Raw genomic sequence first — 21,587 nt, 5'->3', positions numbered from 1 at the left:
CATGGTGCTGTTCGCCGCACTCGGCTGCCTTGCGCTGGCCCTTGGGCTGGGCGTGTTCGCACTGGTCTCCGGGCGGCCCGCCACCGCGGCGGGGTCGTTGGCCCTGATCGAGTCGTCGTACTCGGCGGCTCCGCCGGCCACGGCGGAGACCGCTCACTCATCGCCGGGCTGGCTGCGCCAGATCGCCGCGCGGCTCTCACCCGCGGGCGTGGGCGCGACGTTGCAACGCAAGCTCGACCTGGCAGGCAACCCACCGGCCTGGACACCAGACCGCATACTGGCCGCGAAGGGTCTCGGGTTGCTCCTGGGGGCCGGGCTGGGCGCGCTGCTCGGGTTCCGCTCGGTAGGCTGGCTGGTGCTGTGTCTGGCCGTGGGCGCGGTCGTCGGCTTCTTCCTGCCGGACCTTCTGCTCTACAACGCCGGCCAGAAGCGTCAGACGTCGATCCGGAAAGCCCTGCCGGACGCACTCGACATGCTGACCGTGTGTGTGGAGTCGGGCCTCGGCTTCGACGCGGCCCTGGCCCAGGTGGCCCGCAACACCCGCGGTCCGCTGGCCCAGGAATGCGCCCGCGTGCTGCAGGAGATGCAGATCGGCAAGTCGCGCAACCAGGCATTGCGCGCACTGACCGACCGCACCACCGTGCCGGAGCTCCGCGCCTTCGTGTCGGCGCTGGCCCAGGCGGGCGAACTGGGCGTGCCCATCGCCCAGGTGCTCCGGGAACAGGCCCGCGAGATGCGCCAGCGCCGGCGCCAGCGTGCCGAAGAACAAGCCCACAAGGTGCCGGTGAAGATCCTCTTCCCGCTGATCTTCTGCCTGTTCCCCGCGATGTTCGTGGTGATCATCGGTCCGGGCGCGATCAGCATCATGAAGGTGTTCTCGTCCCTGTGACCCGCTGTTTCAGCCGAAGAGCACGTCCGATCCTGCTGGCGGATCGGACGTGCATTTCGTTCTGGTCGAGCAGGGCGTTACAGGTTTGCACGGGGGTCCCTGGCCGGGCGGGACCAAGTGCTCTATTGGGCCGTTCGGTGTAACTATCGGCGACTACCGAAACGACATGCGGGTTGAACCTTCAACCGAGAGGTCAGCCCATGGCGATCAGAGTTGTCGTCGTCGACGGACACACGCTCACCCGGTTCGGCCTGACGACGCTCGCCGCCGCGCATTCCGACCTGGAGGTCGTCGCGGAGGCGAGCACGGCGGCCGAGGCCTCCGGTCTCATCGCGTCCCTGGCACCGGACGTCGTCACCGTGGCCGTCGGCCTGCCCGACGCCGACGGCCTGCGCCTGGCCCGCGAACTGCGTGACCACTACCCGGCACTCGGCATCGTCGTCCTGACGTCGCAGGGCGAGGACGACGTCCTGTTCCGCGCCCTGGAGACCGGAGCCTCCGCCTTCGTCGGCAAGAGCGCCCCGATGGAAGAAATCCTGTGCGCCATCCGGCACGCGGCCGTGGCGGCCTCGTCGTTCACCGCGGCAGGCCTGGCCACGGCCATGGCCCGGCGCCAGTCCACCGCCGCCCGGCTGGCCCTGTCGCCCCGCGAGCGCGAGGTGCTGATGCTGCTGCAGGACGGCGTGTCGATCCCGGCGATCGCCCGCACCCTGTACGTGTCGCCCTCGACCGCCAAGACCTACGTGTCACGCCTCTACGACAAGCTCGGCGCCTCGAACCGCGCCCAGGCCCTGATGGCGGCACTGCGCAACGGCCTGATCCGCAGCGACGCCGCCTCCGCCTAGGCCCACCAGAAGGTCCACAGCGTCGCCCCGGCGATGACGAGCACCCCGAGCGACGCGACCGGCGCCTTCCAGTCCGCGTACCGGTCGGCCACGATCTGGCCGGCGATGGCGAGCACAGCCGCCACCACGTGCGCGGTGACCGACAACGTGCCAGGCCCAGGCAGGTCGCGGGAGTTCGCGTAGAACTGGACGCCGATGTTCCCCAGTGCGAGCAGCACCAGACCCACCGCGAGCACACCGCTCACGGCGCGCAGGATTCCGTAGGTCCGCGACGGCCGCTTTGCTACTTCCACGTCCACCCCAGCCACCCTACGGGGCCGCGGCTGCCGGTGCGTCGAGGGTCAGGGGCCGCAAATCGCCGGTTGGCAGCCAGGCCTGGTGTGTCGAGGTCGTGCTTCAGGTTCTGGCAACGACCCACAGCTCGGCGCGAGTGGCAGCCAGGGCCCTGCGCCAAGACCCGGCTAAAGACGCCAACAGCTCGACCCAGCCGGAGCCGATGCCACGACCGGCTCCAACCTCAAGATGCCAACGGCGACCACAGCTCGACCCAGTCGACGCCACTACCCCGACCAGCCCCAACCTCAAGGCGCCAACAACGACCACGGCTCGATCTCCGGAGCAGCCGCCCGCCCCTCAGGACAGCTCCGCCGGAAGTCGCACCACTGACACTGCCGCCCGGTGACCGGCGGGAACAAGATCTCCTGATCCCCGCCCGCCTTCAACGTCTCCGAAGCCAGGTCGATCTCGTCCGCGGCCTCCTCCGCCCGCCGCACGTGCCGGGCCAGCGACTCCTCCGTGTGCTCCCACACCGCCACCGTCCCGGACGGCAGGTGGTGCAGCTCCACCCGCCGGCACGGCTTGCGCAACGTCCGCCGCGCCGCCAGCGCGTACAACGCCAAGGCCTGCGAACCCCGAGCGTCGTCGGAGGTCAGCACGTGCCGGCCGGTCTTGTAGTCGACGATCACCAGCTCGCCGTCGCGGTAGTCGATGCGGTCGACCCGTCCCTCGGCCACGATCCGCTCGGTCGGCGACGACACCCACCGCTCGACGCCGAGCGGTTCGAAGGCCACGTCCAACGAAGCCACGTAGTCGTGCACCCAGCCTTGAGCTCGCGACCGGTACTCGGCGGCCTGGTCCACGTCGCGGAAACCCTCGGACTTCCACTGCCGGTTGACCAGAGCCACGGCCTGGTCCGGCGTGCGGCGGTCGGGCGGCAGGTCGAACAGCGCCTTCAAGGCGTTGTGCACCACGGCACCCAGCGTGTTGTGCGCCCAGGCGCCGCCGCGGGGTGGCGTCGGGCGGTCGAGATACGTCATCCGGAACCGGCGCGGGCAGTCCGTCCACGTCGCGAGCTTCGCAGGCGTCACCCGCACCAGCCGCCGGGGCTGAACACCGAAGTCGAAGCCGAGTTGTTCCACCCCGTCCAAGTTACTCAGGACCCCTGACAGAAAATGAAGGGCATGGAGATCTGGCACAACCCGCGCTGCTCCAAGAGCCGCGCCGCAAAGCAACGCCTCGACGACGAGGGCATCGAGTACACCGAGCGCCGCTACCTCGACGACGCCCCCACCGAGGAAGAGCTCGACCACGTTCTCAAGCTCCTGGGCAAGGAGCCGTGGGAGATCGCGCGCACCAAGGAACCGGCCTATCCCAAGCTGCTGGAGCACGACCGCGCCAAGTGGATCGCGCACATGGTCGCGAACCCGAGCCTGATCGAGCGCCCGATCATCATCGACGGCGACCAGGCGCACATCGAGCGCTAAGCGCCGGAGATGAAGCCCTGCACCGAAGACGCGACCAGCTGCACGGCGATCGCGGCCAGCAGCAGACCGGCGATCTTGGCCATCAGCAGGATCCCGCTCTCCTTGAACACCTTGATCAGCAGGCCGGCGGACCGCAGCGTCCCCAGCAGCACCAGGTGCACGGCCACGATCGCCGCGGCCAGCGCGAAGTATGAACCCCAAGCACCATCCGCCTGACGCACGAACACGATCGTCGCGGCGATGGCACCGGGTCCGGCCAGCAGCGGCGTCCCCAGCGGCACCAACGCGATGTTGACGTCCTCGACCTCCGGGTGCTGCGTCGCACCCTTGCCGGTCAGCAGGTCCAACGCGATCAGCAACAGCAGCAACCCGCCCGCGCCCTGCAGCGCGGGGATGCCGATGTGCATGTACGCCAGGATCGAGTTGCCCGCGACGGCGAACAGCGTGATCACCAGGAACGACACCAGCACGCCCTGCCGCGCCGCCCGTTTGCGCTGATCCCGCGACTTGCGGCCGACCAGCCCCAGGAACACCGGCACGGTGCCCGGCGGATCCATGATCACCAGCAGCGTGATCGTGGCCTCGATGAACAGCCGCACGTTGAACACGAAGCCACCTATCCCACGAGGATCTTGCCGCCGGTCGCCCGCTCGGCCAGAGCATCCAGCATCTCCGGCGCCGTCGTCTCCGCGCCGAGCCGCACCGTCTTGTTCGTGCCGTGGTAGTCACTCGACCCGGTGACGATCAGGTCCAACGAGGACGCGAGCGACCGCAACGAGGAACGCGTCGCAGCATCGTGGTCCGGGTGGTCGACCTCGACACCGGCCAGACCGGCGGAAGCCAACGACCGCACGACGTCAGCGGTCACGATCGGCCCGCGCGACACCGCGAACGGATGCGCCAGCACCGTCACGCCACCGGCCTCGGTGATCATCTCGATGGCCCGCTCGACGGGCGTGTCAGTCCGCCCCACGTAATAACGCCCACCGGTCAGGTAGGTCGCGAACGCCTCGTCGACGGACGACACCACCCCGGCCCGGATCAACGCCTGCGCCAGGTGCGGCCGACCGGCGGGCGCGTCGAACGGCAACCGCTCCATGAGGTCGACCGGGTCGATCGGAAACCCGTCGGCCTTCATCATCTCGGCCATCTTCTGCAGCCGATGCCGCCGCTCGAGCCGCAGCCGCGACTGCTCGACCATCAACGCCGCGTGCGTCGGGTCGTAGAGATAGGCCAGCAGGTGCACGGTGATCGTGCGGCCACGGCCGTCCGGGCAAGCACAGGAGAGCTCGGCACCACGCACGAGTCGCAGGCCAGGAGGCAATGCGGCAGCCGCCTCGGCCCATCCGGCCGCGGTGTCGTGGTCGGTGATCGCCACCGCGTCGAGTCCGGCTCGCGCCGCCGCCCTCACCAGTTCGGCAGGGCTGTCGGTGCCGTCGGACTCGGACGAATGGGTGTGCAGATCGATGACCACGTCGTCCAGTGTGGACGACGCCCTGCACGGTCCGTGTTACGGGCCGGTGCTCGGTCGTTCGGGGCGTGAAGGTCCCCGTTTGACGGATGAAGGGCCAGGCAGCACCCAGGACTCCTGTTGCATCCTTCACCCGTTCGAGCAAAGGCACTGGTCGGTACCGTGCACGAGTGCACCTCCGGTACAACTACCGGCTCTACCCGGATACCGCCCAGCGTGAAGCGCTGGCGCGGTCGTTCGGGTGTGCCAGGGTGGTGTTCAACGACGGGCTGAGGGCACGGCAGGACGCACGAGCCAATGGATTGCCGTACTTGCCGGATGCGGAGTTGTCGAAGCAGGTCACCGCGGCGAAGGCCACGCCGGAACGGGCATGGCCGATCTGAACGTCGCGTACCGCAACTTTCTCGCCTCGCTGTCCGGCAGGCGCAAAGGTCCCAAGGTGGCAGCGCCTCGCTTCCGGTCACGCAAGGACAACCGGCAGGCAATCCGCTTCACGAAGAACGCCCGGTTCAAGGTCTTGGACAACGGCCGCCTGCGGCTGCCGAAGATCGGCGACGTGCCCGTGCGCTGGTCACGCCCACTCCCGGCCGAACCGACCAGCGTGACTGTGATCAGGGATGCGGCCGACCGGTATTTCGCGTCGTTCGTCGTACGGACAACGAACGATGTGCTGCCGCCCTCGGACTCCGCGATGGGTATCGACCTGGGGTTGACACACTTCGCCGTCTTGTCGGACGGCACCAAGGTGGCAGCGCCGAAGTTCCTGCGCCGCGCGGCCCGCAAGCTCAGCCAGCTGCACCGGGCGCTGTCCCGCAAAACCAAGGGATCGAACAGGCGAAGGAAAGCCGCCGTGAAGGTAGCCCGCGCCCATGCGCGGGTGGCGGATACCCGACGTGACTGGCAGCACAAACTCTCGACCTCGATCATCCGCGACAACCAAGCGGTGTACGTCGAGGATCTGTGCGTGGCCGGTCTCGGAAGGACCCGGCTTGCGAAGTCCGTGCACGACGCCGGTTGGGCGTCGTTCACAGAGATGCTGGAGTACAAGGCAGCCCTGTACGGGCGCACGTTCGCCAGGGTGGACCGGTACTTCCCATCCACCCGGATGTGCTCGGACTGCGGCAGGATCAACGACAAGTTGATGCTCGATGTCCGATCGTGGGAGTGCCCGTGCGGCAGCACCCACGACCGTGACATCAACGCTGCCAAGAACATCAAGGCCGCCGGGCAGGCGGACTTCAACGACCGTGGAGCGCAGGTAAGACCAGCAGCGATGCCGGCACCGCGCGGCGAAGCGGTAACCCACCCGCACGCCGTGTGTTCAACACACAGCGTGGAGGGAATCTCCGTCCGTCAGGGCGGAGAGGATGTCAAGGGACCATCTTCTTCCCGCGTGCGGCGCGCTGTGCCTTGATCATCGAGAACCGCTCGGCCTGCGCCTTCTTGTCACCGAAGGTCAGCTCCGAAATGGCGTCGTACACCTCTTCGGGATCCGGCAGGTACTCCAGGCGGTTCAGCGCCTGGATCTGACCGGCCGACTCCACGATCAGCGTGCCGTAGCCGAGCATGCGCCCGCCGACGGTCCGCTCATAGGTGAGGTCGGTGACCTTGCTGATGGGCATCATCGCGACCTTGGTCTCGAAGACGCCCGACGTCAGCATGAACCGCTTGTCGGTGACGACGATGCGCTCGACCCACCACTCGATGATGAAGTAGGCGAGCCGCAGCAGGACCAGCAGCCCGCCGTACCACAGCACGTTCTGGATCACGCCGGCGTTGCTGGGGAGCAGGTAAGAGATCATCATGAAGCCGGCGAGCAGAGCCGCCGCTTCGAGCACGTCCCAGATCAGGTAAGACCAGTGCCTGCGCACCCGGATGACCCGACGCTCGCTCGACAACAGGTAGTCGTCCGGATCCCGTGGTGCGAACATGCGCTACCAGCCCTTCCTGGTGCCAGCCAGTGCCCTGTCCCCGCTCGCCCGTGCAGCCGGGTGAACTAGAACAATTGTCGCACGAAGGTGATCAGGGCCTCAGCCGCAGTTCGCAGCGAGTTGAGGATGTTCTGCACCAACTGCGCGGCCTGCTGTGGCTCCGCAATCAGGAAGAACAGCAGCAAGGCGATTCCGGCGAAAGTGAGGATCTTCTTCAAGTTCACGGTGTCCACCCCGTCCGCGTTCGCACCCGTTTGGCGCCGTTCGTGACCGTTGTACAGCACGACCCAGCGCCTTGGGAGATTTGTACCGCAGCCGGGGTAGTCCACTGCACCGCCGTTGAGGGGTGACTACGCTTCGTGTTCGTGACGGTCAGCAGCGAGCGCACGATCCGTTGCGTCGGAGCCATCGTGCATGACTCGAACGGGCGACTACTGCTCGTGCGACGCGCCAATCCGCCTGGTGAGGGCATGTGGTCGATACCGGGCGGCCGCGTGGAGCCGAATGAGACGGACGAGGCTGCCGTGACTAGGGAAGTCTCCGAAGAAACGGGACTCTCCGTTACCGTTGGACGCCTCGTCGGCAGCGTCGAGCGAGCGGCCCCGAACGGGGTTTTCTTGATCTTCGACTACGAATGCCAGGTCACGTCGGGTGTGCTCCAAGCGGGCGACGACGCATCGGATGTCCGGTGGGTCGACAGTGCGACGTTGGCCACACTTCCCACCGCGGACGGCCTCCTGCAAGCGCTTTCCGAGTGGAACTGCCTGCCCAGAGCCTGATCAGGGTTCACGCGATCGAGGCCGGCGTTCAGCGCCAAACGAGACGTTGCCCGTGGGCCTCGGTGGTGGCCAGAGTGGACGTCTCCACGCCCGCGTCACCGACCCGGATGAGCCGCAGCTCACCGTCCTCGTGCGCAGCCCACCAGGCAGGTCTGCCCAAAGCGGACAAGGCGGGCACGAGGTCGAGCCCACTACCGCTCGAGATGACCACGAGCGGAGCGTCGATCCCCTCGACCGCCTTGGCGAGGTCCGCCACCGGGTCGCCGGCCACCAGCCGGGGCGGGTTCTTGCGCAGCACCCCGCTCGCCACCCCGAACAGCCGCAGCCGCTCCGGTTGGTCGGCCCACACGCACGCCTCCAGCCAGGCGTACGCGTCCTCATCGGCCAGGTCGGCGGGTGCCACGCCGATGCCCGCCTTCGCGGCCACCTTGACCGTCTTCGGCAGCTTCGGCAGCACCGCGCCCGGCGCCAGCTCCAGCGCGCAGTGCAGGCCCAGCGCGGCCTTGGCGGGCCCGGCGACGAGCTGGCCGGCCTCCTGGGTCTGGTAGCGGTACGAGTACTGGTCGAGCCCGAGCAGCAGGCCCGCGGTCGTCGCGGCCTCCACGAGTCCGATCGGTCCGCCGGCCTGCTTCGCCGCGGCGGCCACGGCCGGGTACAGCAGCGCGGCCCTGCGGACCTCGTTGGTCTGGATCACCTGCGAAGCCACCAGCGCCCGCACGCGGTCACCACGCTGCAGCAGGAAGTCGCGGAAGAGCGGCCAGGTGCTCTCGTCCGCGCCGTAGGTCCCGCCGAGCGACGGGTAGTAGTTGGAGAGCTGGTGGAACGGCTCGGCCTGGACGAGCCGGTGCGCCGCCGCCAGCAGGAGCTCGCCCGTGGCGTTGTCCTCACTGGCGGCGGTCAGCAGATCGGCGATCTCCGGATCCTCGGCAGCACGCGACGCGAGGTGCTCGTAGAGAGGCGAAATTCCTGCTGCCTCCTCCGCGAACGCCCGCAAACGTTGCTGTGCCAGATCCAGAGAAGTCACGTCACTCCTTGGGTTCAGGGCGTCCCGGCTGCTCGCCGCCACGTGCGTCACCGTAGGACTTCTTCGGCACCATGACCTTGCGCCGGAAGATGCACACGACGGTGCCGTCCTGCTTGTAGCCGCGAGTCTCCACGTAGACCACGCCCCTGTCGTCCTTCGACTTGGACGGCGTCTTGTCGAGCACCTCGGTCTCACCGTAGATCGTGTCACCGTGGAACGTCGGCTTCACGTGCCGCAGCGACTCGATCTCCAGGTTGGCGATCGCCTTGCCGGAGACGTCGGGCACGGACATGCCCAGCAGCAACGAGTAGATGTAGTTGCCGACCACGACGTTCTTCTTGAAGTCGGTCGTGTTCTCCGCGTAGTTCACATCCATGTGGAGCGGATGGTGATTCATCGTGAGCAGGCAGAACAGGTGGTCGTCGTACTCCGTGACCGTCTTGCCCGGCCAGTGCTTGTAGACCGCTCCGACCTCGAACTCCTCGTAGTACCGACCGAACTGCACCGCGCCTCCAACTACGTGTGATCGAGATCTGTCTCGGGTGGGGAGACAGTCTTTACGCGGAGGGAGTACCCTCGGCAACCGGTGTGTGAGGATTTCCACCACCAGTGACCTTCGCCCCGAGGAGGTGAGGACCCCTAAATGAGCAAGGACCCCCACCCTGCCAGTACCAAGCGCGTCCTCACCGAGGTGGCCGGCTAGATCGTTCTAGACCGTTCGAGTTTCCCCCGGTAGGGACGCCCGTCGTGCTTGCGTGCACCTGAACGACGACGTGTGGCCCTGGAGGAACTCACCATGCCCAGCTTGCCCTCGATCCGCGGACGCGGCGCTCAGCAGCGCCCTGCGCCGCATATCACCGTGCCGTTGTCGCACTATGTGGTCGACTGCGCGGTCTACGTCGACGGCAAGCGCTTGCCCGGCCGCTGGACGCACGCCGACGCCGTCAAGGAAGTGCGCAAGCGCAAGGACGGGTTCGTCTGGATCGGCCTGCACGAGCCGGACGCCGAGCAGATCGAGGGCATCGCGGAGACGTTCGGGCTGCACGAGCTCGCCGTCGAGGACGCGGTGCACGCGCACCAGCGCCCGAAGCTCGAGCGGTACGACAACACGCTCTTCATGGTCTTCAAGACCGTCCGCTACGTGACCAACGAGTCCCCCGACACCGCCAACGAGATCGTCGAGTCCGGCGAGATCATGGTGTTCCTCGGCAAGGACTTCGTCATCACCGTGCGGCACGGCAACCACTCCGGGCTCTCCAAGCTGCGCCACGAGATGGAGGCCGACGCGGAGCAGCTGGAGATCGGCCCCGCCGCGGTCCTGCACGCGATCGCCGACCACGTCGTCGACAACTACCTCGAGGTCACCGACCACATCGAGGACGACATCGACCGCATGGAGGAGCGGGTCTTCGCGCCGCGCACCGAGGTCAGCGCCGAGCAGATCTACATGTTCAAGCGCGAGGTGGTCGAGCTGCGCCGCGCGGTGATGCCGCTCGCGAACCCGTTGCGCCGCTTGGCAGAGGGCTACACGCCGCTCATCCCCGAGCAGGTCCGCGCGTTCTTCCGCGACGTCGACGACCACCTCACCGAGGTGTCCGAGCGCGTCACGGCGTTCGACGAGCTGCTGACCACGCTGGTCGACGCGACGCTCGCGAAGATCACGCTGCAGCAGAACACCGACATGCGCAAGATCACCTCGTGGGTCGCGATCATCTCCGTGCCCACCATGGTCGTCGGTGTGTACGGCATGAACTTCGACTACATGCCCGAGCTCAAGTGGAAGTTCGGCTATCCCCTGGTGATGAGCCTGGTCCTCATCGCCTGCCTGACGCTCTACCGAATATTGCGCCGAAATCGCTGGCTCTAGTCCTCGTTTTCGCTCGCTTTGTTCGTCGTAGGGAGGCTTTGTCATGACCAGACTGCTCACCAACATCCGCTTCTGGATCCTCGCGTTTCTGCTCTGCTGGATCACCACCGTGTTCGTGCTGATCAGCGGAACGCCCTGACGTGCGCCGTCAGCTGAGCAACCTGCGCTTCTGGATCCTGGTGTTCGCCGTCAGCTGGCTCACGATGGTCGTCATCTCCATCGCGAGCTGGCCGGACCCCGGCGAGGACTCACCGGAACAGTTGGCGGCCGAGGTGACCAACGCCTTGCGCGCCAACGACTTCCACCAGCTGCAGCCGTTGCTCGCCATTGGTGGTGAGGACGTCGCGAAGTCCACCACCGAGCACTTCTCGTCCGCTCGCGTCGAGGGCGGTTTCTACCGTGACGGTGCCGTCGTCGTGCTCTACACGCGCGACGGCATCCGTTCGGAGTTCAAGCTGCCCGTCGAGTCGCAGGACGGGCGCTACGTCATCAACCCGGTGATCACTCCCAGGGGGTGACGTTCCAGGTGAAGGGGATGCCGTGGCCCTCGCCGACGCCGAGTGACAGCGAGATCCCGGCCGGCCAGAGCTTGAGCATCAGCGCGAACTTGTAGTCGATCTCCCTGCGCGGCTCGAACACCAGCAGCGCCAACGGTGTCGTGGGCGTGGCCTTCGCCGCCGCGTCGGCCAGCACCGCCCGTCCCATCGCCCGGTCGGCCGGCGAGACGTACTGCCACACCACGGAATGCCACACCACGGTGAGCACGTCGCGTTCGACTCTGGCGAGCTGTTTCGCGAGCCATTCGGGGCCCGCCGACTGGTCGACCTTCACCGGATCCGTCGCGGCGAGGTCCAGCGCGTCCCTGAGGCGGTTCCACCGGTCGAGCTGGTCCGCCCAGACGAACGAGCTGAGGTGCAGCCGTCCGTCCTCTGTGGACACGTCGACCGGGTGGAGGTCGCAGCCGGCGCGCCCGACGACGCGCAGCCGGTGGTCGAGGTCCGCCGGTGGCCTGCCGGTCCACTCGGGGTCGAGCACGAGCAGGCTGTCCGGATCGCCGAGGACCCGGTCCTCCAGCTGGTAGCCGGTGTGGTGCGGTCGCAGGTTGAGCCCGCCACTCGCGCCGACCTCCAGCAACCGCACGCAGAACGGCACGTGCCGCCCGGCCGCTCGCGCCGCCTCCTGCGCGGCGACCAGCAGGCCGCCGTAGAGGGGCGCGCTGCGGCCGGGTTCGTTGGTCTGCACGACCGTGGCGGTGATCCGGTACCGCAGGAGGTCCGCGTGCTCCTTGAGCGCGGGCAGCGCGTCCTCCCACAGCGTCGGCAGGTGCGGCTGGCCCCCGACGGACGGGTAGTGCTTCGCGAGCTCCGGTGCGAGCCCTTCGAGGACGAGCCGGTGCACGGCGCCCGCGAACCGCAGACCGGGCACGGAGCCCTCCCGGTCGCGCTCGGAGCCCGCCATGATCTTGGTCGTGACGCCGCCCTGCCTGAGGTCGTCGGCAGCGTCGTCGAGGAGTCGATGGGTCAGCGGACTGCGGTCGCGGCATCCGTTCGCGGCCGCGGCGAACAGCTCGGCAAGCACAGCGTTGACGCTAGTGGCAGGGCTGTCCCGCGTCATCTGGGGAAAGCTTAATTACGCTGCTGGGATGCCCAGGATTCTGGCGGTGGCCGACGAGGTGGTCGAACAGCTGTGGACCGATCAGGTGCACTCGTTCGACGTCGACCTGATCGTCGCGGCCGGCGATCTCCCGTTCGACTACCTGGAGTTCCTGGCCAACGCGCTGGACAAGCCGCTGGTGTTCGTCCCCGGCAACCACGACGTGGACCTCTCCGGCTACTCGAACGTGCGCGGCCTGTGGACCCAAGCAGGTGTCCCGGTGCGCTGGCCAGGTCCAACCGGTGCGGTGAACGCGGACGAACGCGTGATCGACGTCGCCGGCCTGCGCATCGCCGGTCTCGGTGGTTCGATCCGCTACAACAAGGGCCCGAACCAGTGGACGGAACGGCAGCAGGCCCGCCGCGCCCGCCGGGTGTCCCGGCTGGCCGGGTGGCGCAGGCTGCGGGACGGACGTGGCGTGGACGTGCTGCTGACCCACTCACCGCCGTTGGACTGCGGCGACGAACCCGACGCACCGCACCGGGGCTTCGCTTGTCTTGGTTCGCTCGTTTCGCGGCTGCAGCCTTCGTTGCTGCTGCACGGCCACATCCATCCACACGGCGTACCGCGGCCGGACAGGGTTCTGGGCTCGACGCGCGTGGTGAACGTGGTCCCGTACAAGGTGCTGGACATCTCGGGAGCTCGCGATGAGACGTGACACCGGTTTCCCCGTGGCCGACGCCGAGAACGACTTCCTGCGGGCCCGCCGTCGTCAGGTGATGTCGCGCCTGGCGGCCTGGCTGCGCCGTGAGCCGGACGACGTGAACATCATGCTGCCGTTCCACGAGGTCGTGGAGGCCCTCGGCATGGTGTCCGAGAAGCGCCTCGGCCTGCAGTCGATCCGGCTGGACTCGATCGTGGGCAGCGTCGACCGCACCCGCGACTTCGACCGCCGCTTCCGCCCCACCTCCGGCCGCGTGCGCGAGCGCTGGCAACGGCTGGCGCTGGCCGCGCGGCGAGGTGAGAACGTGCCGCCGATCGAGGTGTACCGGATCGGCGAGCTGCACTTCATCATCGACGGGCACCACCGCGTGTCCGTGGCGCACGCTTTGGGCCTGACGGTGATCGACGCCTACGTGACCCAGGTGATCACGCGCGTGAACGCCGCCGGCATCCGGTACCGCGGCGACCTGATCGTGAAGGACTACCGGCGGTTGTTCCTGGAGCGGGTGCCGTTGAGCGGCGAGTCCCGTGCCGCCGTCGTGCTGTCCGACCCGTGGGACTACGCCGAGCTCGGTGAGCACATCGAGGCCTGGGGCTTCCGGCTCATGCAGGACTCGGGTTCGTTCCTGGACCGCGGCGAGGTCGCGCGCCGCTGGTACGCCGAGGAGTACCAGCCCGTCGTCGCGATGCTGCGGCAGGCGGACATGATCGGCGACCGGACCGAGACCGAGGCCTACATGTGGGTGGCGGCGGAGCGGTACCGCCTCATCCGCACGCACCGGTGGGACGCTGACGTCATCAACGCCGTGCGCGAGGAAACGCAGTCACACGGCCGCCGAGGTTAAGGCTCTGGGAACTCGCGGTCCAGCACCTCCGGCCAGTCCCAGTTCGCCAGGCCACCGTTCATGAGCACGTCGCGCCAGTCCAGCGCGCTCAGCTCGACGGCCTGCCACAACCGGTCCATGCTGCCCTCCGCCATCAGCACGAGCGCCGCGTGGATCCGCTCCACCTCCTGGCTGCCGGTCTCGGCCAGGGCCAGCGCTTCGAGGGCCTCACCCGCCGCGGCACCGAAGTCGCGGCCGACCCGCGCCGCCACCCGCTCGGACACGCTCATCGCGGCGCCACCCGAGGACCGTCCGGCGCCTCCGGCAGCGGCCGCGCCTGGTCCAGCACCTCGTCGGTGTACTTGTCCAGCAACCGAGTGCCGATCTGTTGTGCGTACCCGAAGATGACCGCCCACAACAGCAGCGCGGCCGCCGAAGGTATGCCGATCAACCCGCTCGTGACACCGGCTCCGAGCGCCAGAATCCCGACCACCGCGAGTGCCGCACCGAGCATGATCTTGATCAGCGCCTGGTAGCCGATCATCACGTACGGCGAGAGCGATGGCCGGCGGCGTAAGAGCAGCACGACGGCGGCCAGCACCGCGCCGAACGAGCCGAGCACCTGCACCAGCCACACGTCCACGCCGGACGCCTTGGCCGTCCCGCCGGGGCAGACCGTCGGCAGCGCGTTCTCCTTGGGATCGACGCAAAGCGGGATGATCCCCGGCTTCACGATGCCCACGACGCCCAGCACCGTGTTGATGACGAACAGCACCAGCGAGGCCGCGATCAGCTTGTTGCGCAACGCCCGCGAGCCGGCGTGGGCGAAGTCCGAGTTGTCGTAGGCCGCCCGCAGCGCGTCCACCACGATCGCGCGCTCCACCGCGGGCGTGAACTCCCCCGGCCGCAACGCCTCCAGCGCCCGCCGCCGCGGGTCGTCGTCGTCCAGGTACTGCGCGACCCTCGCTTGCAACCCCGGCAACCGCCCCAGAAACCCGCGCTCGGCCGAGATCGCCGCCACCTCGGCCTCGTGCAGGGCGCGCCAGGCCCGTTCGATGTGCCAGCCCGACCACCACGACGGCACCATCCGCCACCACGGCTCCCGGGCGCTGAGCATCGCGTCCACCACCGCCGCCTGCTCCACGGCCGTGCGCCGCCACACGTCGCCCTCGGGATCGACCGGGTCGGACGGTCCGAGCGCAGCCAGATCCGCGCGGACCCGGTCCAACCGGGACTGCACGACGAGTCGCCAGTCGGTGACTCTGGGTTTGCGCTCAGCCATGCCCCGATGGTGACAGCCAGGTCTGACAATTTCCGCAGCCATCCGTGTGACGTGCTGAAACACGACCCGGCCACCCAGGTGGTGATCAACTAGCTCGGTGACCAGAACGTGGCGGCGTCCGCCAGCTCGTCCTTGTCGAACCGGTACAGCCCCGCCACCCGCAGGCGCCCCTGCAGCCACCCCAGCAACACGTCGGCGAGGGGTTCGGACAACGGAGGCCCCTGCTCAGCGTGCCGCGGCACGAGCTGCAACCGCCACTCGTCCGGCGAGCCGGACGTGAGCCAGCCGATCTGGTCACCGTCGATCGAGTCACCGAACGGCAACCAACCGCCGGACTCCGGCCCACAGAGGCAACGGGTGGTACTGCGGAACCGTCTCCTTCCCCGCCCGCTCGGCAGCGAGAGTCACCGCCGACCGCGCCACAAGCCCCAGCTCACCGGGGTCGAGCGAGGCCCACAGCCGCAGCCACTCCGACCACGCCCCGCCGCCGTAGATCTCCATCAGTGCCACGTAGTCGGCCGGAAGCCGCGTTCCCAGCTCGCCAGCGAGCCGTTCCCAGGAACGCTCCCCGAGATGCGGCTGCTCAGGTGACGGGACCAGCGCTTGCAACCTCGCCAAACTGTCCACGCCACTGGTATACGTTTGCGCTTATATAAGCCTGGCGTTATCTTCCGTTCGTGGACGTCTTCGAGGCCGCGGCCGAACCCAACCGCCGCCACCTGCTGGGCCTGCTGGCCGAACGCGACCGCACCGCGGGCGAACTCGTCGACAGCTTGCCGACCCTGACCCAGCCCGCCGTGTCGCGCCACCTCCGCGTGTTGCGCGAGGTGGGCCTGGTCGAGGTCCGCCCAGACGGCCAGCGCCGCATCTACGCCCTCAAACCCGATGGCCTGCAACGCATCGACGACTGGATCACCCCGTACCGCCGCTTCTGGCGCGACCACCTCGCCGCACCGCGACTGGAGACCCCATGAACGACCTCGGCCACGGATAGAAGTGTTGCCACCCGACGATCAGGTGGCAACACTTCTATCCACCGAGCTAGGCGGTCTGCGAAGGCTCCACCAGCGCACGCAGCCGGGGAGGCATCCTCTTCTCCAGCCCGTACGGTTCGAGGTGGGCCTGCAGCACGCCCGTGAACGCCCGCTCCACCGAAGCGGTGTCCCAGTTGTCGCTCTCCAGGATCGGCTGCTTGAAGTACGGCTGCCCCACGATGTGCAGCTGACGCCCGTTGCAGCGGATGACCTGACCGGTGATGCCCTCGGCGCGGTCCGAGAGCAGGAACAGCACGAGCGGCGCCACCTTGCCCGGCGTCCGGTCGGCTGGAATGGCGCGCAGGGAGCGTTCCGACTTCCACACCATCCGCGTGTGCGCGACCGGGCACACGGCGTTGACGCGGATGCCTTCCGACTCGAGGTCGAGGGCCCACGAGTAGCTCAACGAGGCCACCGCGCCCTTGGTCGCGGAATAGGTGGCGAGTTTGCGCTGACCGAAGGAGGCGCCGGACGAAATGTTGATGATGGAACCGCCGCCGAAGCCGCGCATCGCCCGCATCGCCGCGATTCCGACGTAGATGACGCCGAGGACGTTCACCTCGACCACGTGCTTGATCGTCTCGGGATCGTCTTCCCACGGCGCGGTCTCGTAGTTCAGGCCCGCGTTGTTCACCAGGCCGTCGATGCGGCCGAATTCGTCGACGCACAGGTCGACGATCTTGGCTGCTTCGCTCGGGTCGGCGACCGTGTGGGTCGAGGCGACGGCACGGCCGCCGTACCCGCGGATGTGCTCCGCGACCCGTTCTGCCAGGTCGCCGTCGTTGTCGTTGACCACCACCGATGCACCCGCGAGGGCAGCGTGCATCGCGTAGGCCTCACCCAAGCCGCGGCCGGCCCCCGTGATGACTACCGCTTTTCCGTCCAGGATCCCCATTGCGCGCTCTCTTTCACTCGGCGGCGGTTCCCCGGAACCCCCCTGTGGTCCTGTACCCGCCTTCGACAAGCGTGCGGACGAACCGGAGCGATGGATCGGATGTTTCGATGAGATGTCGCTGCCGAGCGCCCAATGGCGAACCGAGTTCTGCCCGGCAGTTGGCCCCGACTGGTCAGCCCGTCCGGACCAAGGGCTTTAGGCCTAATCCGATCGAGTGACAAAAGAGGCCGCCTTCCCCGTGCGGGGAAGGCGGCCCGGAAAACGAGAATTCACCGTTCCGTGTAGGTCAGGTTCCTGCCGCTGGACGGGTCGAAGAGCTGCACCTTGTCCGCGTCGAACCAGATGTCCGCCGAGGCTCCCTCCACCGCGCCGGACGCCGACGACAACCGCGTCACGAGCGAGATGCCGTCACCCGGCACGTCGTCCGATCCCGCGTCCGCCGCCAGTTCCTGCAGCTCGGCCGACGCCGCCTGCTCACCGGTGAGGTTGAAGTAGGCGTACTTGTCCGAGCCCATCGACTCCAGCACGTCCACCTGGGAGGTGAACTTGCCGCCGGCCGCCAGCACGGCGGCGTCCACGAGAGCAGCGTCCTCGAAGTGCTCAGGGCGGATGCCCATGATCACCTCGCGGGGCGCGTCGGCACCCTCCACCAGTTGCCGCACCCGGTCCGTCAGCGTGCAGTCGCCGAGGACCGAGCGCAGCGAGCCGTTCTCCAGCGTCGCCGGCACGAAGTTCATCGACGGCGAGCCGATGAAGCCCGCGACGAACAGGTTCGCCGGGTGCTCGTAGAGGAACTGCGGCGCGCCGATCTGCTGCACGACACCGCCGCGCATGACGACGACCCGGTCGCCGAGGGTCATCGCCTCGGTCTGGTCGTGCGTCACGTAGACGGTGGTCGTGCCCAGCTGCTTCTGCAGGCGCGACACCGAGGTGCGCATCTGCACGCGCAGCTTTGCGTCCAGATTGGACAGTGGTTCGTCCATGAGGAACGCCTTGGGGTTGCGCACGATCGCGCGCCCCATCGCGACGCGCTGCCGCTGACCACCGGACAGGTTGGACGGTTTGCGCTCAAGATGTTGCGTGAGGTCCAGGATCTCGGCCGCCTCGCTCACCTTGCGCTCGACGGTCGCGTTGTCGACCTTGGCCAGCCGCAACGGGAAGGCCATGTTCTCCTTCACCGTCATGTGCGGGTAGAGCGCGTAGGACTGGAACACCATCGCGATGTCGCGGTCCTTCGGCGCCTTCTCGTTGACGCGCTGCCCGCCGATGCGCAGCTCGCCCTCGGTGATGTCCTCCAGGCCCGCGATCATGTTGAGGGTGGTGGACTTCCCGCAGCCGGACGGCCCGACCAGGATGATGAACTCGCCGTCGGCGATCTCGAGGTTGACCTCCTGCACGGCGAGCGCGCCGTCGGGATACCTCTTGCTCACCTTGTCCAGAACGATCTCTGCCATTTGTCAGCTCACCCCTTGACGGCGCCGGAGGTCAGGCCCGCGACGATGCGGCGCTGGAAGAACAACACGAAGAGGATGATCGGGATGGTGATCACGACGGCGGCCGCCGCGATCGAGCCGGCCGGGTCCTCGAACTGCGAGCTGCCGGTGAAGAACGACAGCGCCACCGGCACGGTCCGCGACTGCTCGGTCGAGGTGAGCGAGATCGCGAACAGGAAGTCGTTCCAGCAGAAGATGAACACCAGGATCGCCGTCGTGAACACGCCCGGTGCGGCCAGCGGCGCGATGACGCGACGGAACGCCTGCCCCGGCGTCGCACCGTCCATCTTCGCCGCCTTCTCGAGCTCCCAGGGGATCTCGCGGAAGAACGCCGACAGGGTGTAGATCGCGAGCGGCAGCGCGAACGTGATGTACGGCAGGATCAGGCCGGGCCACGTGTCGAACAGGCCGAGCGAGCGCTCGATCTCGAACAACGGCGACACCAGCGAGACCTGCGGGAACATCGCGATCAGCAGCGAGACGCCGACCAGCAGGTTCTTCCCGGGGAAGTCCAGCCTGGCGATGGCGTAGGCGGCCATCGTGCCGAACACCACGGCGATCGCGGTCGCGATGAGGGCGATGCCGATGGAGTTGATCAGTGCCCGCGTGAACTCGGTCGTCGAGAAGATGTTCTGGTAGTTCTCGAAGCTCCATTCGCGCGGGATGAAGTTGCCGTCCGCCAACGTCTTCGACGACTTGAACGACAGCGACACGATCCACAGCACCGGGAACAGCGCGTAGATCACGACGACCGCGTTGAGCAGACCCCAGCCGACCCTCTTGCCGGTGGTCTCGGCTCCTCCGATTCCAGCCATCAGCGCTTCCCCCCGTCGTCGCTGCCGGGAGCAGCGGTGCCGAAGAGCTTGATGAACACGAACGCGATGACCGCGACCATGATGAAGATCAGCACCGACATCGTCGATCCGATACCGAGGTTCAAGCCCTTGATGAGGTTGTTGTAGGTCAGCATCGACACCGACGACGTGCCCTGCGAACCCGCGGTGAGCACGAAGAGGTTGTCGAAGATGCGGAACGCGTCGAGCGTGCGGAACAGCAGTGCCACCAGGATCGCCGGCTTCATGATCGGCACGGTGATCTTGATGAACCGCTGCCACCCGCTCGCGCCGTCCATCGCGGCGGCCTTGAGCAGGTCGTCCGGCACGAGCGCGAGGCCTGCCATCAGCAGCAGGGCCATGAACGGCGTGGTCTTCCAGATCTCCGCGAGACCCACGACCAGCAGCGCCGGGATCTTCTCGGTGAGCACGGGCTCACCGCCGAGCGCCTCGGCGAGGTAGCCGGTGCCGGGCGTCCAGGCGAAGCGCCAGGAGAACGCGGCCACGACCGTGACGATGCCGTACGGGATCAGCGTCGTCGTCCTGACGATGCCGCGACCGACCAGCGCCCGGTGCATGATCAGCGCGAGCGCCATGCCGAGCACGAGTTCGACCGCGACCGTGACCACGGTGAGCAGCACCGTCACCCACACCGCGTTCCACCAGTACGGGTTGCTGAGCACTGTGACGTAGTTGTCGAACCAGATCCACTCGGTGCGGTCCGGGAACTTCAGGTCGAACCGCTGCATCGACAGCAGCAGCGAGTAGAGGATCGGCCAGCCGGTCACCGCGATCATGGTGAGCGCGGCCGGCGCGCAGAGCAGCCAGCCGAGCTTGCGCTCGGCCCTCTTGCCCTCGCTCAGCGCGGCTTTCTTCTTGGGGGCAACGGATTTCTCCGGCGCTGTCCCGGTCGTCGCCGTGTCTTCTGTGGTCGCGTGACTCACGGCAGCACCCCCTTCGAGTCGAGAGCGTCCTGCAGTTCCTTGCGCAGCCGGTCCGCCGTGGCCTGCGGGTCGATGCTCGCGGGCGGCGACAGGATCGTGGAGATGACCGTCGAGACGTTCTGGTAGGCGGGCGTGCGCGGCCGCACACTCGCGTTCTTGAGCGTCTCCTTGATGTCGTCGCGCATCGGGTACGCCTCGGCCATCTCGGGCTCGTCGTAGACGGCCTCGATGGTCGGCGGCACACCGTCCTTGAGCGCGGCGAGCTTCTGGCTTTCCGCGCCGCGCAAGCACAACACCGCGTCGAACGACTCGTCCGGGTGCGTGGTGTAGTTGCTGACGGCGTAGTTGATGCCGCCGACGGTGACCTTCGCCTCGTCACCACCGAACGCGGGGTACGGCGCCCACTTGAAGTTCTTGGCGAAGTCCGGCTTCTTCTGCGCGGCCGCGTAGACGTACGGCCAGTTGAGCTGGAACGCCGCGTTGCCGCCTTCCATGGCGAGCCGCGCGTTGTCCTCGGCCGCGTTGGAGAACGACGGGTCGATCGCCTTCGACGTGGCCAGCTTCTTCAACGCCGCCAACGCTTGCACGGCCTTGTCGTCGATGATGGCCTTGGTGCCGTTCTCATCGAGGATGGTGCCGCCGTTGGAGTTCACGAGGGTGTTGAACAGCACGACGAGCCCTTCGTACTGCTTGCCCTGCCCCACGATCCGGCCGGGCTTCCCCTCCGCCACCAGCGCCTCGGCCATGGAGATCATCTCGTCCCACGTCTTCGGCGGCGTGGGCACCAAATCCGAGCGGTACCACAGGAGCTGGACGTTCGTGTTGTCCGGCGCTCCGTACAACTTGCCCTCGTAGGTCGCCGTGTCGAGCGGCGTCTTCAGCGTGCCGGTCTCCACCTGCGACTTGACCGAGCCGGTGAACTCCTTGATCCAGCCCGCTTTCGCCAGCTCCGCAGTCCACGTGACGTCGAGCCCGAGCACGTCCATGCTGTCGTCTTCTGCCGCAAGTCTGCGCACCATCTGCTCGCGCTGACCGTCGGCCTCACGCGGCAGCTTGTTGTAGACGATCTTGTAACGCCCACCGGCCTTCGAGTTGCAGCTGTCGACGATGGCCTGGAAGTTCTCCTGGGGATACTTGTAGACGTTGACGGTGATGCCGCCGTCGCCCGACCCGCACGCCGTGAGGGTTCCTGCCGCGAGCACCGCGGCTCCCACTCCGGCGGCAAGTCGATAGCGCCGTGTCCCACCCATCGGCCCTGCCTCCTTCCCGACTACACGGAGGAGCCAGACCACCTTCTGCCCGGCACCTCGTCGTGCCACCGGCCGCACCGGGCAGACCGGTCAACCGAACCTAGGCCCGGTGATCAGGAGCCGCAACCAAGGGAAGCAACGATTCAG

At 67.7% G+C, this 21,587-nt stretch carries 29 protein-coding genes; 11 read left to right on the top strand and 18 right to left on the bottom strand.

Annotation, left to right across the window (positions count from 1 at the left end; genetic code table 11):
* Position 1 precedes the first annotated feature (1 nt).
* Entirely contained in the window at positions 2–889 is an 888-nt protein-coding gene (locus DI276_RS34080) for a type II secretion system F family protein (RefSeq protein WP_112271050.1), read from the top strand.
* Between the two features lie 200 nt (positions 890–1,089).
* Positions 1,090–1,734, top strand: a complete 645-nt coding sequence (locus DI276_RS34075; RefSeq protein ID WP_112271048.1) for a response regulator transcription factor — start codon at positions 1,090–1,092, stop codon at positions 1,732–1,734.
* On the opposite strand, the gene DI276_RS34070 is transcribed toward DI276_RS34075, so the two are convergent.
* A complete protein-coding gene (locus DI276_RS34070; protein WP_112271046.1) occupies positions 1,731–2,033 on the bottom strand; it encodes a hypothetical protein in 303 nt (100 codons plus the stop codon). The two genes, DI276_RS34075 and DI276_RS34070, sit on opposite strands and share 4 nt — an antisense overlap.
* Positions 2,034–2,315: 282 nt before the next feature.
* Entirely contained in the window at positions 2,316–3,152 is an 837-nt protein-coding gene (locus DI276_RS34065) for a RecB family exonuclease (RefSeq protein WP_112271034.1), read from the bottom strand.
* Positions 3,153–3,194: 42 nt separating this feature from the next.
* On the opposite strand from DI276_RS34065, the gene DI276_RS34060 reads away from it, so the two are divergent.
* On the top strand, positions 3,195–3,497 hold the full coding sequence (locus DI276_RS34060; protein WP_112271490.1) for an ArsC/Spx/MgsR family protein: 303 nt from the start codon (positions 3,195–3,197) through the stop codon (positions 3,495–3,497).
* Here DI276_RS34060 and DI276_RS34055 read toward each other — a convergent pair.
* Both DI276_RS34055 and DI276_RS34050 read right to left on the bottom strand, forming a co-directional pair.
* Positions 3,494–4,105, bottom strand: coding sequence for a MarC family protein (locus DI276_RS34055; RefSeq protein WP_408610602.1), 612 nt, complete (start codon positions 4,103–4,105; stop codon positions 3,494–3,496). The genes DI276_RS34060 and DI276_RS34055 overlap by 4 nt on opposite strands.
* 8 nt (positions 4,106–4,113) lie before the next feature.
* Complete coding sequence (locus DI276_RS34050) at positions 4,114–4,971, bottom strand: PHP domain-containing protein (RefSeq protein WP_408610601.1); 858 nt, start codon at positions 4,969–4,971, stop codon at positions 4,114–4,116.
* 167 nt (positions 4,972–5,138) lie between these two features.
* On the opposite strand from DI276_RS34050, the gene DI276_RS52575 reads away from it, so the two are divergent.
* Complete coding sequence (locus DI276_RS52575) at positions 5,139–5,351, top strand: helix-turn-helix domain-containing protein (protein ID WP_232837098.1); 213 nt, start codon at positions 5,139–5,141, stop codon at positions 5,349–5,351.
* Positions 5,339–6,382, top strand: a complete 1,044-nt coding sequence (locus DI276_RS34045; RefSeq protein WP_232837097.1) for an RNA-guided endonuclease InsQ/TnpB family protein — start codon at positions 5,339–5,341, stop codon at positions 6,380–6,382. The genes DI276_RS52575 and DI276_RS34045 overlap by 13 nt, the downstream gene beginning before the upstream one ends.
* On the opposite strand, the gene DI276_RS34040 is transcribed toward DI276_RS34045, so the two are convergent.
* Together DI276_RS34040 and DI276_RS51385 are read right to left on the bottom strand one after the other, a co-directional pair.
* The gene (locus DI276_RS34040; RefSeq protein WP_109632507.1) at positions 6,339–6,899 is read right to left on the bottom strand and encodes a PH domain-containing protein; all 561 of its coding nucleotides are present in this window, start codon (positions 6,897–6,899) and stop codon (positions 6,339–6,341) included. The genes DI276_RS34045 and DI276_RS34040 overlap by 44 nt on opposite strands.
* Before the next feature lie 65 nt (positions 6,900–6,964).
* Positions 6,965–7,123: a hypothetical protein gene (locus DI276_RS51385; protein WP_170067890.1), complete on the bottom strand. Its 159-nt coding sequence runs from the start codon at positions 7,121–7,123 to the stop codon at positions 6,965–6,967.
* A gap of 141 nt (positions 7,124–7,264) precedes the next feature.
* Between DI276_RS51385 and DI276_RS34030 the strand changes: the two genes are divergently transcribed.
* Positions 7,265–7,678, top strand: coding sequence for an NUDIX hydrolase (locus DI276_RS34030; RefSeq protein ID WP_112271488.1), 414 nt, complete (start codon positions 7,265–7,267; stop codon positions 7,676–7,678).
* A 28-nt stretch (positions 7,679–7,706) separates the two neighbouring features.
* Here the strand turns inward: DI276_RS34030 and DI276_RS34025 are convergent, their stop codons facing one another.
* Both DI276_RS34025 and DI276_RS34020 read right to left on the bottom strand, forming a co-directional pair.
* Positions 7,707–8,702 (bottom strand): DUF2332 domain-containing protein, encoded by a 996-nt coding sequence (locus DI276_RS34025; RefSeq protein WP_112271028.1) that lies wholly within the window; start codon positions 8,700–8,702, stop codon positions 7,707–7,709.
* A 1-nt stretch (position 8,703) separates the two neighbouring features.
* Entirely contained in the window at positions 8,704–9,207 is a 504-nt protein-coding gene (locus tag DI276_RS34020; RefSeq protein ID WP_112271026.1) for a MaoC family dehydratase, read from the bottom strand.
* A 291-nt stretch (positions 9,208–9,498) separates the two neighbouring features.
* On the opposite strand from DI276_RS34020, the gene corA reads away from it, so the two are divergent.
* Positions 9,499–10,569 (top strand): magnesium/cobalt transporter CorA, encoded by a 1,071-nt coding sequence (gene corA, locus DI276_RS34015; RefSeq protein WP_112271486.1) that lies wholly within the window; start codon positions 9,499–9,501, stop codon positions 10,567–10,569.
* 140 nt (positions 10,570–10,709) lie between these two features.
* Complete coding sequence (locus DI276_RS34010; RefSeq protein ID WP_112271024.1) at positions 10,710–11,087, top strand: hypothetical protein; 378 nt, start codon at positions 10,710–10,712, stop codon at positions 11,085–11,087.
* Here DI276_RS34010 and DI276_RS34005 read toward each other — a convergent pair.
* A complete protein-coding gene (locus DI276_RS34005) occupies positions 11,071–12,147 on the bottom strand; it encodes a DUF2332 domain-containing protein (RefSeq protein WP_112271022.1) in 1,077 nt (358 codons plus the stop codon). The two genes, DI276_RS34010 and DI276_RS34005, sit on opposite strands and share 17 nt — an antisense overlap.
* 64 nt (positions 12,148–12,211) lie before the next feature.
* Here DI276_RS34005 and DI276_RS34000 point away from each other — a divergent pair, with 64 nt between their 5' ends.
* Entirely contained in the window at positions 12,212–12,880 is a 669-nt protein-coding gene (locus tag DI276_RS34000; RefSeq protein WP_112271020.1) for a metallophosphoesterase family protein, read from the top strand.
* Entirely contained in the window at positions 12,870–13,730 is an 861-nt protein-coding gene (locus DI276_RS33995; RefSeq protein ID WP_112271018.1) for a ParB N-terminal domain-containing protein, read from the top strand. Before DI276_RS34000 ends, DI276_RS33995 begins: the two co-directional genes overlap by 11 nt.
* Here DI276_RS33995 and DI276_RS33990 read toward each other — a convergent pair.
* The 4 genes from DI276_RS33990 to DI276_RS33975 form a co-directional block, all read right to left on the bottom strand.
* The gene (locus DI276_RS33990) at positions 13,727–13,999 is read right to left on the bottom strand and encodes a hypothetical protein (protein WP_157985100.1); all 273 of its coding nucleotides are present in this window, start codon (positions 13,997–13,999) and stop codon (positions 13,727–13,729) included. The two genes, DI276_RS33995 and DI276_RS33990, sit on opposite strands and share 4 nt — an antisense overlap.
* Positions 13,996–14,991, bottom strand: a complete 996-nt coding sequence (locus tag DI276_RS33985; RefSeq protein WP_112271014.1) for a hypothetical protein — start codon at positions 14,989–14,991, stop codon at positions 13,996–13,998. The genes DI276_RS33990 and DI276_RS33985 overlap by 4 nt, the downstream gene beginning before the upstream one ends.
* A gap of 89 nt (positions 14,992–15,080) precedes the next feature.
* Entirely contained in the window at positions 15,081–15,314 is a 234-nt protein-coding gene (locus DI276_RS33980) for a hypothetical protein (protein ID WP_112271012.1), read from the bottom strand.
* Positions 15,301–15,618, bottom strand: a complete 318-nt coding sequence (locus DI276_RS33975) for an SMI1/KNR4 family protein (RefSeq protein WP_112271010.1) — start codon at positions 15,616–15,618, stop codon at positions 15,301–15,303. The genes DI276_RS33980 and DI276_RS33975 overlap by 14 nt, the downstream gene beginning before the upstream one ends.
* A 50-nt stretch (positions 15,619–15,668) precedes the next feature.
* Between DI276_RS33975 and DI276_RS33970 the strand changes: the two genes are divergently transcribed.
* Positions 15,669–15,965 carry an ArsR/SmtB family transcription factor gene (locus DI276_RS33970; RefSeq protein ID WP_112270998.1) on the top strand — a complete coding sequence of 99 codons (297 nt, stop codon included), beginning with the start codon at positions 15,669–15,671 and terminating at the stop codon, positions 15,963–15,965.
* 67 nt (positions 15,966–16,032) lie between these two features.
* On the opposite strand, the gene DI276_RS33965 is transcribed toward DI276_RS33970, so the two are convergent.
* The 5 genes from DI276_RS33965 to DI276_RS33945 form a co-directional block, all read right to left on the bottom strand.
* On the bottom strand, positions 16,033–16,920 hold the full coding sequence (locus DI276_RS33965) for an SDR family NAD(P)-dependent oxidoreductase (protein ID WP_112270996.1): 888 nt from the start codon (positions 16,918–16,920) through the stop codon (positions 16,033–16,035).
* 269 nt (positions 16,921–17,189) lie between these two features.
* Entirely contained in the window at positions 17,190–18,374 is a 1,185-nt protein-coding gene (locus DI276_RS33960) for an ABC transporter ATP-binding protein (protein WP_112270994.1), read from the bottom strand.
* 8 nt (positions 18,375–18,382) lie between these two features.
* Complete coding sequence (locus DI276_RS33955; protein ID WP_112270992.1) at positions 18,383–19,228, bottom strand: carbohydrate ABC transporter permease; 846 nt, start codon at positions 19,226–19,228, stop codon at positions 18,383–18,385.
* Positions 19,228–20,190 (bottom strand): carbohydrate ABC transporter permease, encoded by a 963-nt coding sequence (locus DI276_RS33950; RefSeq protein ID WP_112270990.1) that lies wholly within the window; start codon positions 20,188–20,190, stop codon positions 19,228–19,230. The genes DI276_RS33955 and DI276_RS33950 overlap by 1 nt, the downstream gene beginning before the upstream one ends.
* Positions 20,187–21,440 (bottom strand): ABC transporter substrate-binding protein, encoded by a 1,254-nt coding sequence (locus tag DI276_RS33945; protein ID WP_112270988.1) that lies wholly within the window; start codon positions 21,438–21,440, stop codon positions 20,187–20,189. Before DI276_RS33945 ends, DI276_RS33950 begins: the two co-directional genes overlap by 4 nt.
* Positions 21,441–21,587: the final 147 nt, after the last annotated feature.

Source organism: Lentzea terrae (assembly GCF_003265345.1).
In the GTDB taxonomy this organism is placed as follows: domain Bacteria; phylum Actinomycetota; class Actinomycetes; order Mycobacteriales; family Pseudonocardiaceae; genus Lentzea; species Lentzea terrae.
Note: the sequence above shows the minus strand (reverse complement) of the source record. Positions and strands in the feature narration are given on the sequence as shown.